The sequence below is a fragment of the Pantoea sp. GD03673 genome, assembly GCF_029844725.1.
GTDB lineage: Bacteria > Pseudomonadota > Gammaproteobacteria > Enterobacterales > Enterobacteriaceae > Pantoea.
Genome location: NZ_JAOCKJ010000002.1, coordinates 175,889 through 188,712, shown reverse-complemented (window position 1 = coordinate 188,712; position 12,824 = coordinate 175,889). Strand labels below are relative to the sequence as shown.

General features: G+C 55.0%; 13 protein-coding genes and 1 tRNA gene. 5 read left to right on the top strand and 9 right to left on the bottom strand.

From position 1 onward, the window contains the following. Positions 1–292 precede the first annotated feature (292 nt). Entirely contained in the window at positions 293–1,411 is a 1,119-nt protein-coding gene (gene ompC / locus N5J69_RS04270; RefSeq protein WP_279768294.1) for a porin OmpC, read from the top strand. 17 nt (positions 1,412–1,428) lie between these two features. On the opposite strand, the gene N5J69_RS04265 is transcribed toward ompC, so the two are convergent. Together N5J69_RS04265 and N5J69_RS04260 are read right to left on the bottom strand one after the other, a co-directional pair. Then, the gene (locus N5J69_RS04265) at positions 1,429–1,623 is read right to left on the bottom strand and encodes a hypothetical protein (protein ID WP_279768293.1); all 195 of its coding nucleotides are present in this window, start codon (positions 1,621–1,623) and stop codon (positions 1,429–1,431) included. Positions 1,624–1,773: 150 nt separating this feature from the next. Next, positions 1,774–1,884: a response regulator gene (locus N5J69_RS04260; protein WP_279768290.1), complete on the bottom strand. Its 111-nt coding sequence runs from the start codon at positions 1,882–1,884 to the stop codon at positions 1,774–1,776. Between the two features lie 171 nt (positions 1,885–2,055). On the opposite strand from N5J69_RS04260, the gene apbE reads away from it, so the two are divergent. The 3 genes from apbE to N5J69_RS04245 all read left to right on the top strand — a co-directional run bounded on the left by apbE (position 2,056) and on the right by N5J69_RS04245 (position 5,492). Continuing rightward, a complete protein-coding gene (gene apbE, locus N5J69_RS04255; protein WP_279768289.1) occupies positions 2,056–3,102 on the top strand; it encodes an FAD:protein FMN transferase ApbE in 1,047 nt (348 codons plus the stop codon). After that, the gene (alkB, locus tag N5J69_RS04250) at positions 3,102–3,743 is read left to right on the top strand and encodes a DNA oxidative demethylase AlkB (protein ID WP_279768287.1); all 642 of its coding nucleotides are present in this window, start codon (positions 3,102–3,104) and stop codon (positions 3,741–3,743) included. The genes apbE and alkB overlap by 1 nt, the downstream gene beginning before the upstream one ends. Positions 3,744–3,839: 96 nt before the next feature. Beyond that, a complete protein-coding gene (locus N5J69_RS04245) occupies positions 3,840–5,492 on the top strand; it encodes a multidrug ABC transporter permease/ATP-binding protein (RefSeq protein WP_279768285.1) in 1,653 nt (550 codons plus the stop codon). 150 nt (positions 5,493–5,642) lie between these two features. Here N5J69_RS04245 and N5J69_RS04240 read toward each other — a convergent pair whose 3' ends face one another. From N5J69_RS04240 to N5J69_RS04220, 5 genes are all read right to left on the bottom strand, one after another. After that, on the bottom strand, positions 5,643–6,359 hold the full coding sequence (locus tag N5J69_RS04240) for a 4'-phosphopantetheinyl transferase superfamily protein (protein WP_279768284.1): 717 nt from the start codon (positions 6,357–6,359) through the stop codon (positions 5,643–5,645). Positions 6,360–6,431: 72 nt separating this feature from the next. Then, complete coding sequence (locus N5J69_RS04235) at positions 6,432–6,635, bottom strand: hypothetical protein (RefSeq protein WP_003854174.1); 204 nt, start codon at positions 6,633–6,635, stop codon at positions 6,432–6,434. Positions 6,636–7,063: 428 nt separating this feature from the next. Beyond that, positions 7,064–7,140, bottom strand: a tRNA-Pro gene (locus tag N5J69_RS04230). Positions 7,141–7,213: 73 nt separating this feature from the next. Continuing rightward, positions 7,214–8,968: an LPS biosynthesis-modulating metalloenzyme YejM gene (gene yejM, locus N5J69_RS04225; RefSeq protein WP_279768281.1), complete on the bottom strand. Its 1,755-nt coding sequence runs from the start codon at positions 8,966–8,968 to the stop codon at positions 7,214–7,216. 22 nt (positions 8,969–8,990) lie between these two features. Then, positions 8,991–9,218, bottom strand: a complete 228-nt coding sequence (locus N5J69_RS04220) for a YejL family protein (RefSeq protein WP_279768278.1) — start codon at positions 9,216–9,218, stop codon at positions 8,991–8,993. A 158-nt stretch (positions 9,219–9,376) separates the two neighbouring features. Here N5J69_RS04220 and yejK point away from each other — a divergent pair, with 158 nt between their 5' ends. Next, on the top strand, positions 9,377–10,381 hold the full coding sequence (gene yejK, locus N5J69_RS04215) for a nucleoid-associated protein YejK (protein WP_013358541.1): 1,005 nt from the start codon (positions 9,377–9,379) through the stop codon (positions 10,379–10,381). Between the two features lie 154 nt (positions 10,382–10,535). Here the strand turns inward: yejK and rplY are convergent, their stop codons facing one another. Together rplY and N5J69_RS04205 are read right to left on the bottom strand one after the other, a co-directional pair. After that, entirely contained in the window at positions 10,536–10,820 is a 285-nt protein-coding gene (gene rplY, locus N5J69_RS04210) for a 50S ribosomal protein L25 (RefSeq protein ID WP_279768275.1), read from the bottom strand. Positions 10,821–10,971: 151 nt separating this feature from the next. Beyond that, a complete protein-coding gene (locus tag N5J69_RS04205) occupies positions 10,972–12,726 on the bottom strand; it encodes a DEAD/DEAH box helicase family protein (protein WP_279768273.1) in 1,755 nt (584 codons plus the stop codon). Positions 12,727–12,824 lie beyond the last annotated feature (98 nt).

The window sequence follows — 12,824 nt, the reverse complement described above, 5'->3', positions numbered from 1 at the left end:
GTTTTATCATTCAGTGCTTCGGATTGCTCTGATGTAACCTCTTGATAAAAAACAATTCAAAATCATATTAACGATTTGTGCGCTATTTTTTATCGATCTGTGCTGGTTATTAGTTCCCCGATATTTACATTAAGAAATAACTATTTCGAATTGTGAAACACTTTTGGAAATTTAGTAGCATTTTCCTGGTGGATTATTGCCCGGTATAAAACAACAATGGCCTGCCGGCTGAATTTTTAATCATTCAGTTAGCAGTGGCAAATAATAAAGGCATATAACAGAGGGTAATAAAATGAAACGTCGCGTTCTCTCCCTGGTGGTCCCTGCATTACTGGTTGCAGCAGGATCAGCAAACGCAGCTGAAATTTATAACAAAGACGGCAACAAATTAGACCTCTTCGGTAAAGTTGACGGTCTGCACTACTTCTCTGACAACGACGGTTCTGATGGCGACCAATCCTACGTTCGCTTCGGCTTCAAAGGCGAAACGGAAATCAGCAATCAGCTGACCGGTTACGGCCAGTGGGAATATCAGGCCGCGCTGAACAACGCCGAGTCTGAAGGCACAGCCAACAGCTACACCCGTGTCGGCTTTGCCGGTGTGAAATTCGGTGATGCAGGCTCGTTCGACTATGGCCGTAACTACGGCGTCGCCTACGATATCGGCGCATGGACCGACGTACTGCCAGAGTTCGGTGGCGATACCTATGGCGCAGATAACTTTATGTATCAGCGCGGTAATGGCATGGCGACCTACCGTAACAATAACTTCTTCGGTCTGGTGGATGGCTGGAACTTCGCCGTGCAGTATCAGGGCAAGAATGGCAACAACAGCGAATCCCCGAATGGACGTGACGTACTGGGTCAGAATGGCGACGGATGGGGTCTGAGCACGACCTATGATCTGGGTTCAGGCTTCGGCATCGGTGCCGCTGCTTTCCAGTCTGACCGTACCAACGATCAGAACAGCGCAACGTCAACTATCCTTGGCCGTGGCGATAAAGCGGAAGTGTACACCGGCGGTCTGAAATATGACGCGAACAACGTCTATCTGGCGGCAATGTACTCGCGTGCTTACAATGCGACCCGCTTCGGAGACAGCAGTGACGCCTCTTCAGCGTACGGTTATGCAGATAAAGCGGACAACTGGGAACTGGTTGCACAGTATCAGTTCGACTTTGGCCTGCGTCCATCCCTGGCCTACGTCACCTCACGCGGCACGGATGTTCAGAACTGGGGCAAACAGAATCTGAAAAAATATGTTGATGTAGGTGCGACCTACTACTTCAACAAAAACATGTCCACCTACGTTGATTACCAGATCAACCTGCTGGACGACAACGACTTCACCGACGCAGCCGGTATCAATACCGACGACGTGGTGGCACTGGGTCTGGTTTACCAGTTCTGAGTCGTCAGGGAGCGCAGTTACCGCTGCGCTCCTGCCTCATTTTCCGGGCCGGGCGCTTCAGATTTTTGCCACGTTGTGGCTTCCGGTGCCGTGGTCACCGACGACACAACACTGCCAAATCGCGCACCTTCAAACGCGACACCTGCCAGCGTAAAGGCTGAAAAGCTCAGCCAGTGATGCCATGCTGACGGCCACTTCTGTGAATTTTTCATTCTGCACCTCTTCAGAGATAAACACTGTTTCAACAGTGCAGAATTCATGCCAGCTTAACCGCTCTCACAGCCACAGGCGTTACGCCTGCTTTGGTACACTTGCTGCGCCCGATGGGAGCATGTTGCCCCAGTCCGGTGCAGGGAAGCCTGTTAATGGCGCGGCCGGGAGGGGAGCATATGACGATGACGGCGCTGATGCAGGACTTTATAGGTACTGAAGATAAACAGCCCCAGGGCAATGGCGAGAATCAGATAAATCATCTGCTGCTCCTTAATTGAATGAATGTCGATCGCCTGATTAAAGGCGGGCACAGGGTAGATGACGGGTAAAGTGTGAGGGGCTTTAGAGAGATATTCAACTTTCTTTAAGCGTCTTTACCCGAAGTTTATGCTTTGTAGCAGGTCGGAATAAAGTGTTACAAGTGAGGAAAGATGCGTTATCAGACTAATCTGCTGTTTACGGCGATGCTGGCACTGACGTTAGTGGCTTGCGATAAGCCTGCGGCCACACCGGCAATGGTGCTGGAAGGAAAAACGATGGGAACCGTCTGGCGGGTGAGCCTGACCGGTGTGGCGAACTCCCGTAAAGCGGAGCTGCAACACAGCATTCAGCAGCAGCTGGACGCGGATGATGCTGAACTCTCCACCTGGAAAGCCGATTCCGTGTTGTCCCGTTTTAACCAGAGCCGTGATCTGTCGCTGCAGCCGGTGAGTGAAAACATGGCGGATATTGTCACCACCTCACTGCGGATTGGCCGTAAAACCGGCGGGGCGATGGATATTACCGTCGGTCCACTGGTTAACTTATGGGGCTTTGGCCCGACAAAACAGCCTGGCCATACGCCGGATGCAGCACAGATCGCCGCCGCCCGGGCGCAGACCGGGTTGCAACATCTGCGGGTCGTGCAGGGCGCAGCCGGGCAGTGGCTGCAGAAAGATCTGCCGGACCTTTATGTCGATCTCTCGACGGTGGGTGAGGGCTTCGCGACCGATCATCTGGCGCGACTGATGGAGCAGCTCGGCATCAACAACTATCTGGTGTCGGTAGGTGGCGCGGTGCTGAGTCGCGGACTGAATGCGCAGCAGCAGCCGTGGCGGGTGGCAATCCAGAAACCCACCGATCGTGAAAATGCAGTGCAGGCGCGCGTGAGTCTGCAGGGACACGGCATTAGCACCTCCGGCAGCTATCGCAACTATTATGAACTGGATGGCAAGCGCATTTCTCATGTCATCGATCCTGTTACGGGACGGCCGATTGAGCATAAACTGGTTTCTGCCACGGTAATCGCCACCACGGCGCTGGAAGCCGATGGCTGGGATACCGGACTGATGGTACTTGGCACCGAAAAAGCGAAAGCGCTGGCGTTAAAAGAGCATCTGGCGGTCTATCTGATCAGCAAGCAGGGCGATAAATTCGTCAGCTGGATGTCGCCGCAGTTTGCTGCCTTCCTGATCCCCGATAAATCCGGAGAACCCTGATGTTAGATCTTTTTAGTGAAGAGCAACCCTGGCAGGAGCCGCTGGCGGAAGGGGCCGTGATCCTGCGGCGTCGCGCACGCGAGGATGCAGACGCGCTGTATCAGCAGATCATGGCGATTGCGCAGCAGAACCCCTTTGCCCATCGCATCACGCCCGGCGGCCATCGTATGTCGGTGGCGATGACCAACTGCGGCGATTTCGGCTGGTCGGTGGATTCGCGTGGTTACAATTATCAGCAGCAGGACAACCTGAACGGACGCAAATGGCCGGCCATGCCGCCGCTGTTTCGCAGTCTGGCGCAGCAGGCCGCCTCTGAAGCGGGCTTCCCGGACTTTAACCCGGATGCCTGCCTGCTTAATCGCTATGAACCGGGTGCGAAACTGACGCTGCATCAGGATAAAGATGAGAAAGATCTGCGTCAGCCTATTGTTTCGGTGTCGCTGGGTTTACCTGCCGTGTTTCAGTTTGGCGGCTTCGAACGCACTGACAGCACCCAGCGCGTGCTGCTGGAGCATGGCGATATTGTGGTGTGGGGCGGGCCGTCGCGCCTGCGTTATCATGGCATCCTGCCGCTGAAACCAGGCGTTCATCCGCTGGTCGGTGCCTGGCGTTACAACCTGACGTTTCGCCGCGCCTTTTAACCTGCCACACCGGTGATAGCGTGGTGAGAATAACTATTGCTATCATTTTGCATCCCATTACACTGCAGGCTGTTTTTTGACTGCTGGAATGCCTGCATGACGTTGCTAAGCGTTGTTTTTCGCCAGTTCCGCTGGCCTTTTATTGGGGTAATTGCGCTGACGTTGTTAAGCGCCGTGCTGGGTATCGGCATGATCGCCTTTATCAACCGCGAAATGATTGTCGCCATTAACACCTCATTTGCGGTACTGCCGCAGTTTCTGTTGCAACTGGTGGTGCTGATGGCGGTGACGCTGGCCTCCCAGCTGGCGCTGACGATGCTCGGCCATCAGTTTGTCTGGCGACTGCGCGGCGAATTTATCAAGCGTATTCTCGATTCCCGCGTTGAACGCATTGAGCAGCTCGGCAGTGCGCAACTGCTGGCGGGACTGACCAGCGACGTACGGGCGATTACGCTGGCCTTTGTGCGCCTGCCGGAGCTGTTTCAGGGTGTCATTATTACACTTGGATCAGCGATCTATCTCGCCTGGCTGTCGCCGAAAATGTTGCTGGTGACCAGTCTCTGGCTGGGTGTCACGCTGGCAGGCGGCTGGATGCTGGTTTCTCGCGTCTATCAGCACATGGCAAAGCTGCGGGAAATTGAAGATAACCTCTATCGTGATTACCAGACGGTCATTGAAGGACGCAAAGAGCTGCAGCTGAACCGCTCACGTGCGCAGCAGGTTTACGACACCGTGTATCAGGAAGATGCCCGCGCCTGGCGTCACCATATTGTGCGCGCCGATACCTATCATCTTAGTGCGGTGAACTGGTCGAATATCATGACGTTAGGCGCTATCGGCATGGTCTTCTTTATGGCCAACAGCCTGGGCTGGGCCAATACCGCCGTCGCCGCCACCTTTTCTCTGACGCTGTTGTTCTTACGCACGCCGCTGCTCTCAGCGGTAGGCGCGTTACCCACGTTACTCAGCGCCCAGGTCGCCTTTCGTAAGCTGAACGCCTTTGACCTTGCGCCTTATCAGGCCGGGTTTCACGCGCCCTCTGCCGTCTCTGACTGGCAGACACTGGAACTGCGCGACGTCTCTTTTCATTATGGTGATAACGGCTTCCGGGTCGGGCCGATTAACCTGACGCTGCGCCGGGGTGAGCTGGTGTTTCTGATCGGTGGCAACGGCAGCGGGAAGTCAACGCTGGCGATGCTGCTGACCGGGCTTTATCAGCCTCAGTCCGGCACGCTGCTGCTGGATGGTAAGCCGATCACGGCAGACGAGCTCGATGTGTGGCGCAGTCAGTTCTCGGCGGTCTTTACCGACTTACATCTGTTTGACCGGTTAATGGGGCGGGACGGCGTGGTGGCCAATCCGGCGCTGGTGCAGCTGTGGCTGGAGAGGCTGAAAATGCAGGATAAGCTGAAGATTGAAGGCAATAAAGTGCTGAATCTGCGGCTGTCTAAAGGGCAGAGTAAACGACTGGCGCTGCTGCTGGCGGTGGCAGAAGAACGCGATGTGCTGTTACTGGATGAATGGGCGGCAGATCAGGATCCCCATTTTCGCCGCATCTTCTACCGCGAGCTGCTGCCGTGGTTGCAGCAGGCAGGTAAAACGGTGTTTGCGATCAGTCATGACGATCACTACTTTATTCATGCCGATCGGCTGCTGGAGATGCGCGAAGGGCAGTTAACGGAGCTGACCGGTAACGAACGCGAACTTGCCACGCTCGACTCGGTAAAGCGGACCGACACCGGGCTTTGATGGCAGCGGGCAAAACGTAGCAATAAAGCGCACTGCGGTGCTTCGCATTAATCAGGCCTCTTCAGCCATCAGCAGAAACGTCGTTTTCTGCCATCCTGAAAAACCTATTTTCGTCTGTATCTTTCCCGGCTAAATTTATTTAGCCGGTTTCTAAAGCCGATGCGAAACCAGGGTAATGACCTGACTTTCCTGCCACACAAAACTTGCCTGTAATAACATGCCCGCCGGAAAAGCTGTACTGAAGTGCTGAGTCAGGCGCAGCGTGGCGCACTGCTGCACGAAATCTACTGATACCAGTGCCGCATCCAGAAAGTCCATCGGCTGATGGAGCTGTGGCCATAACGCTTTATAGACGCTTTCTTTCAGTGAGAAGAGCAGGGTAGCGGCCGCACCAAAGGAGATGGGCAGTCTTTGCAACAGAACCTGTTCCTGCGCGTTCATCAACAGCTCTGCTGTTTCCTGCGCCGTGGTCTCTGGCATGAACTGCTCGACGTCGACCCCGATAGCGCAGGGCTGACGGGTAGCCGCCACCACGACGACACCGGCACTGTGTGACAGTGATGCCTGAACACCGGCTGGCCAGCAGGGCGATCGGTCAGGGGCATTGGTCAGAATGAAATCCATAATGCCCAGCTCAGCCATCACCGATCGGGCAAGCAGACGGCTTGCAAGGAATTCGGCACGTCGTTTGCTCACAGCCTGCTGCAGTCGGGCGGGCAGGGGGATCCCCCATTCAGCAGCGAGCGCGTCATGATACTTTTGTGGGTCAAAGTGACTCACCGCCAGCAAAGGATCGCTGTGGTTAAGGTGACGGGAGAGGATAAAGCCGCCTGCAACAGGCGGCAGCGGCAGGTCGGGATAGCGCATGCGAAACCATCATCAAAACCTAAAAAGGCATTTAATCAGGCACGATGGTTCAGGGCAAGCAGCCTGCCGCAATCAGTCGTTGGGAGGAATGGCAAAACTTTTAAGAGAAACAACGAAATGGTGGTGACCCCTGCTGATGCGTGCACCCCGGTCGCACCAGTGGCTCGCCAGACGAAAGAAATCGTCGCTGCCAATGTCATACGCCAGTTCCACTTTGCTAATGCCTGAATGAAGTAACGCTTCTGCATCTTTCAGGCTTTTCGCTTTGATCGCCATAAAAATTATCCATCAATTTCTGGGGAATCCAGAGTAGGCATTTTCTGTGACATTTTTGTTTCAGTTTGATGAATAAGCGCAGCGGATGGCTGCTTTTGTGAGTCTGATCAGACTTTGTTGCAAGCGCTAACCTGCTGATTGCAAGGGTGATGTTAACCCTGTTCGGGATTAATCTGAATGTGAAACGCTGATAAAGAAAGGCCGCGTCAGACGCGGCCCTGTGGGTTACTTCTGGTCTGGCGGGGAAGGTTGTTTGTCGCCGGACTCGGGTGCTTCGGTTGGATCGTCTTTTTCGATGAATGTCATGAACTCTCCTCTTGTTACCCACACGTTTTTAAGTATAGATCGGAATGCTGGACACGCGAGGGAAGTTAAAGCTGACGACAGAAACGAAAAAAGCAGCCTTTTGGGCTGCTTTTCAGGGAATTTGGTCGGCACGAGAGGATTTGAACCTCCGACCCCGGACACCCCATGACCGTGCGCTACCAGGCTGCGCTACGTGCCGAACACTGGAGGATTAGTCTACTGGTTATCGTCATGAATGCAAGATACCCGCAAACTATTTGCCTGATAATTAATCAGTTAGCGATAAATCGCTTCTCCTCCGTTAACACCTGCAACAGCAGCGTCAGTTCCGGCTTGTGATCTTTCAGGGCGTTGCCCTGCGCATCATAAGCGCGATAGCTGCCGTTGTTGTTGAGTACCAGCGTCACCTGCGGCGTGGTAATAACCAGTTTGTTCTCTTCGCTGCTGGCGACCCAGTCATGGCGACGACGCGCCGCAAACAGGTCTTCACCCTGAGAGTAATTCTGCGGATTCGTCCGTACATGCAGCAGGCGCTGCATCAGCGTCGCCATCACATCCTGATGATCAGAAAGACGATCAACCGTCTGCGCCGGGGTATCAGGCCAGTGAATCACTAACGGCACCTGCAGCGTCTGGCGGTTTCCGGCGCTGTCAGGATTGCCCTCCAGTGCCAGACCACGCTGCGCGGTAATCACCACAACGGTATTTTTGAGCAAATCACGCGCCTGCAGGCTGCTGAGCACCGCGTGAATCTGTTCATCAACCGCCGGAGCCTGACGCAGATAGCTGCGCTGACGCGTTTTGTCACTGTCGCCGGTGACATCAGGGCCGTTCAGGGCGATCCATGAGAACCAGGGGGCCTGTGAATCCTTCTGTTTCTCCAGCCAGTTCTGCCATTGCGCCACCGTGCTGGCGTTGGGCTGACTGTTAGTTGCAGGCAGTGAGTAATCGGTCAGCAACGCCTGCCGGTAGAGCGGCGGATTAAAGCCCTCTGAGGAGAACAGGCCAAACTGATAACCCTGCGTACTGAGCGCCCCCAGCAGGGCAGACGGCGTTCGCGAGGCCAGAATACCGTTCATATAGCTGGAGGAGATACCATAGAACAGGCCGAACAAGCCTTTTTCCGGGGTATCACCCGCGCTGTAGTGCTGCGTGAAGCGCACGTTCTCACTGGCGAACTGATCGAGTTCCGGCATCGCTTTGGCCAGCGTGGCGTTATTCAGGCCATCGACGGTCAGCACCAGCAGGTTATTGCGTGTCCCGGCGTCACGGAAAGTAATGTCGCTCAGCGGGTACTCCACCGCCAGCGCTTCCGGATCGCCCTGCTGAACCAGCCGACGCTGATATTCCTGCGCATCCAGTAAACCGTGGCGCTCAAGGAAACGGCGGGCCGTCATCGGGTAGGAGAGCGGCAGATTGGCGCGCTGCATGGTAATCGGGCGATAGAAGTTCGCATCGGCCCAGATATACATCAGGTGGCTGGCAAAGAAGGCGCTGATAAACAGCGCGGCGACCGGCTTACCGAATGAACGGCGATTCAGGCTACGCAGCTTCTGCCAGCTCCAGGTCGCAAACAGCATTTCGACCAGGAAAATCAGCGGCACGCTGATAAACATCAGCTGCCAGTCACGTGCCATCTCGCTCTGGTCAGGGTTAATGACCAGTTCCCACACCACCGGATTCAGGTGCAGGTGGAAGCGGCTGAAGACCGCACTGTCGACCATCACCAGCGTCAGCCCGGCCGTGGCGACCACCGCCGATAACACCCGCATCAGCCGTTGCGACATCACCACAAAGGTCAGCGGGAAGATAATCAGCAGATAGGCGGCAAAAACCACAAAACTGAAGTGGCCCACCCAGCTGGTATAGGCGTAGATACGCCCCGCCAGTGAAGAAGGCCAGTCGGCGACCAACAGGTAGCGACTGCCTAAAATCAGCGCGAATAAGATGTTAAACAGAGCAAACCAGTGCCCCCAACTGATCATCTGGGAGACTTTTTCGCGGTAGCGCTGCCGGTTGGTTACCATATTATGAGATCAAATCAGCCAATTAATGGGCGTTGTCGTCACGCACAGACGCCTGAAGGGCATCGGCGAAAGATCGTGCCAGTGAACGACGTTGCGCCGGGGCGACATCGCTGTTAATTAAGTTGGTCACCATATTTCCCAGAACCATCAGGGAGAGATCGGTGGGGGCTTTGTCCTTGTGCAGGATTTGGGCCATGTCCGCGAGGAGTTGTTCCACGCGTTCGTCACTGTAGCGTGATGATTGTGCCATATCGTCGTCTAAGCTCATTTTAAAAGGCGATATATTACCGGAACAGCGCACTTTTTACCGCAATTTTATCGAAAGTACTGCGTTCGCTTTAAGCATGGAGTTGAAAGCCGATGCTGGCGGTGTTTGAATACGCGCCTGTGCTAAAAGGAGAGTCTACCATGAGTCTGGATATCGACCAGATTGCCCTGCATCAGTTAATTAAACGCGATGAAAACCAGCTTGAACTGGCGCTGCGCGATTCGCTGCTGCCTGCCACCAACACGGTCAACGCGATGGTGGAGGAGTTACACCGGGTTTACAGCGCAAAAAGCAAAGCCTATGGCCTGTTCAATGCAGAGAGTGAACTGGCAGAAGCGCTGCGTAATTGTCGTAAGGGCAACGATGATTTTCTCGCCTTTAGCCGTGCCGCGACAGGTCGCCTGCGCGATGAACTGGCGAAATATCCGTTTGCGGAAGGCGGCGTGGTGCTGTTTATTCACTACCGTTATCTGGCGGTGGAGTACCTGCTGATTGCGGTGCTGAACAGCCAGTCCAGCATGCGCGTGAATGAGCAGCTGGATATCAGCAGCACACATTATCTTGATATTAATCATGCCGACATCGTGGCGCGTATCGATTTAACCGAGTGGGAAACCAACCCGGAATCGACCCGTTACCTGACCTTCCTGCGCGGGCGCGTTGGCCGTAAAGTGGCTGACTTCTTTATGGACTTCCTGGGTGCCGAAGTGGGATTAGACACCAAGGCGCAGAACCGCGGTCTGTTGCAGGCCGTTGATGACTACTGCAACGAATCGGAACTGGATAAGCAGGAACGGCAGAACTATCGCCAGCAGGTCTACAGCTACTGCAACGAGCAGTTGCAGGCGGGCGAAGAGATTGCGCTGGAAGATCTGTCGAGCGAACTGCCACCGCTGGGCGAAAAAACCTTTCAGGCTTTTACCCAGGAGCAGGGCTATGAACTGGAAGAGAGCTTCCCGGCGGATCGCAGTACGCTGCGTCAGCTCACAAAGTTTGCCGGTAGCGGCGGGGGACTGACCCTGAACTTTGATGCAATGTTACTGGGCGAACGCATATTCTGGGATCCGGCAACGGACACCCTGACGATTAAGGGCACTCCTCCCAATCTGCGTGACCAGCTTCAGCGCCGTACCAGCAGCAAATAAAAACGCCGCGCTTAGCCCTGATGCCGATGCTTAAATGGTCGGCATTCACCTTCGGGGCGCTTTTTTTCACTCAGCGCTGCGACAATCTTTGGCAGCGACAAAATAAAAGGGCCGGTTTCGCAACCGGCCCTTCTGTTATCAACGTAATTCGCGATTAAGCGCGAACGAAGTCGATGTGGAACAGTTTTGGCTTGAACGGGTGACGCTGAACAGCCTGAACTTTCACTTTAGTTTCTTTACCGTCAACTGACAGGGTCAGAACTTCTTCGTAGAAACCTGGCTTAGCTTGCAGGTTCATTACGGAGTCGTGATCCAGGTCGATGGCAACAGCCGCTTCAGAACCACCGTAGATGATGGCCGGGAAACGGTTTGCTGTACGCAGGCGGCGGCTCGCACCCTTACCCTGCTCTTTGCGTTCTACTGCATTGATAGTGAACATGACAATTCTCTTTATTTAATCCTGCTACAGGCGACCCAGTAACAGGCTGGTTATTCAATCCCGCTAATGCACATGCAAAAGCGGGCGGCAGTATAGCCGTTATGCCGGGTGGTAGCAAACGATATAGCCGCACGCCGGAGGCGCGTCAGCATTAACGCAGCTCATTGGCACGGCGATAGCGCCCCTGGTAATCGAACATTTTCTCGCGGATCTGCCAGAACTGGCCTTTGGCACGTGCTACCACAAAGTCGGGATGGCGCAGCAGCGGCTGCAGCGCCAGCACGTCAGCGGCGGTCTGCCAGCCCAGCGGCACACCGGGCGCGCGCTGATGCGGGCGCATAAACAGCTGTTCAAACGCCTTACGCTGGGCCGGTGTCTGCAGACGAAACCGTTCGCTGACGCTGGTGCCATCTTCGTCGTGATAGGTTGCCTTCAGCCATTCGCCTTTGGCGTCGCGGCCCTGTTCAAGCGTCATGCCGCCACAGCGCAGCACCAGCGCATCTTTAAGCTTCAGCGCCGCTTTGAGCATGTCGTCCGGGTCGACCAGAATCTTGTCGCACTGGTGACAGCGCCGGGCAGCAATATCATTCTCTGCCCCGCAGTCAGGGCAGCTTTTAAAGCGGAAGCGGAAGTCACACTGTTCGCGCTCGCCTTCATCATCTTCCAGCACGCCCTGACAGCGTCGGCCAAAATGCTCAATCACCATGCCATCTGCGGTTGCTTTGCCCCAGAAAGTATTGGCGAAACCGCAGGCAGGGCAGAAAACCTGTACCGGCTGATTATCACTGGCCCCTTTGGGCGCACCCACTTCAGGGGTAAAAAGATCGTGCGGATTACCGGCATAATCAAGAATCAGGCAGTCGGTTTTACCGGGGGCGAGCCGCAGGCCGCGTCCGACGGTTTGCTGATAAAGGCTGACTGACTCGGTCGGGCGCAGGATCGCAATCAGATCCACGTGCGGAGCATCAAAACCGGTGGTCAGTACCGCGACGTTCACCAGGAATTTAAGCTGCTGCGCTTTAAAGGCCAGAATCAGTGCATCGCGCTCGCTGGCAGGCGTTTCCGCTGAGACCAGCGCGCTGTTTTCCGGCAGCAGGTGCAGAATTTCACGCGCATGTTCTACCGTTGACGCGAAAATCATCACCCCCCGCCTGTCGTCAGCGAACTCCACAATCTGACGAATGATATGGGGCGTTACGCGCTGCTGCTGTTTCAGTTCGCGGTTCAGATCGGCTTCGCTGAACAGGCCGTTCGACTGAGCTGTCAGGCGGCTGAAATCGTACTGCACCACGGGCATATCCAGCCGCTCGGGTGGCACCAGGAACTGGTGCTTAATCATGTAGCGCAGCGGCAGCTCATAGATACAGTCGCGAAACAGCGATTTTTCGTCGCCACGTACCATGCCGTGATAGTGGAACTGATAAATCCAGCCTTTACCCAACCGGAACGGCGTGGCGGTCAGGCCCAGTAAACGGAGTTGCGGATTGTGCTGACGCAGATGATGAAAAATCTGCTGATACTGACTCTCTTTATCATCACCGATACGGTGGCACTCATCGACAATCACCAGAGAAAAGGCGCTGTCGAACTGGTCGAGGTTACGCGCCACCGACTGCACGCTGCCAAACACCACTTTGCGCTGACTCTCTTTGCGCTGCAGTCCGGCGGCAAAAATATCGGCCTCCAGTCCATAAGCCTGATATTTACTGTGGTTCTGCGCCACCAGCTCTTTGACGTGCGCCAGCACCAGCACGCGGCCACGCGCCAGCCGTGCCAGTTCGGCAATCACCAGACTCTTTCCGGCTCCGGTTGGCAGCACAATCACCGCAGGCGCTTGATGACGACGGAAATACGCAACGGTGGCGTTAACCGCATCCTGTTGATAGGGGCGTAAGGTAAAAGACATGTTGCTCACTTTTGCAAAACCGGGGGTAATTATGCCATGAAAGAGCGGTAAACGCGCTGTCAGGCTGGCGCGGATCACGTTATACTTCCCGCACATTT

What these genes read in the sequence shown, in the direction of transcription:
- ompC (WP_279768294.1), top strand. Translation starts at nt 293, where the DNA reads ATGAAACGTCGCGTTCTCTCCCTGGTGGTCCCTGCATTACTGGTTGCA.
- N5J69_RS04265 (WP_279768293.1), bottom strand. Translation starts at nt 1,623, where the DNA reads ATGAAAAATTCACAGAAGTGGCCGTCAGCATGGCATCACTGGCTGAGC.
- N5J69_RS04260 (WP_279768290.1), bottom strand. Translation starts at nt 1,884, where the DNA reads ATGATTTATCTGATTCTCGCCATTGCCCTGGGGCTGTTTATCTTCAGT.
- apbE (WP_279768289.1), top strand. Translation starts at nt 2,056, where the DNA reads ATGCGTTATCAGACTAATCTGCTGTTTACGGCGATGCTGGCACTGACG.
- alkB (WP_279768287.1), top strand. Translation starts at nt 3,102, where the DNA reads ATGTTAGATCTTTTTAGTGAAGAGCAACCCTGGCAGGAGCCGCTGGCG.
- N5J69_RS04245 (WP_279768285.1), top strand. Translation starts at nt 3,840, where the DNA reads ATGACGTTGCTAAGCGTTGTTTTTCGCCAGTTCCGCTGGCCTTTTATT.
- N5J69_RS04240 (WP_279768284.1), bottom strand. Translation starts at nt 6,359, where the DNA reads ATGCGCTATCCCGACCTGCCGCTGCCGCCTGTTGCAGGCGGCTTTATC.
- N5J69_RS04235 (WP_003854174.1), bottom strand. Translation starts at nt 6,635, where the DNA reads ATGGCGATCAAAGCGAAAAGCCTGAAAGATGCAGAAGCGTTACTTCAT.
- yejM (WP_279768281.1), bottom strand. Translation starts at nt 8,968, where the DNA reads ATGGTAACCAACCGGCAGCGCTACCGCGAAAAAGTCTCCCAGATGATC.
- N5J69_RS04220 (WP_279768278.1), bottom strand. Translation starts at nt 9,218, where the DNA reads ATGGCACAATCATCACGCTACAGTGACGAACGCGTGGAACAACTCCTC.
- yejK (WP_013358541.1), top strand. Translation starts at nt 9,377, where the DNA reads ATGAGTCTGGATATCGACCAGATTGCCCTGCATCAGTTAATTAAACGC.
- rplY (WP_279768275.1), bottom strand. Translation starts at nt 10,820, where the DNA reads ATGTTCACTATCAATGCAGTAGAACGCAAAGAGCAGGGTAAGGGTGCG.
- N5J69_RS04205 (WP_279768273.1), bottom strand. Translation starts at nt 12,726, where the DNA reads ATGTCTTTTACCTTACGCCCCTATCAACAGGATGCGGTTAACGCCACC.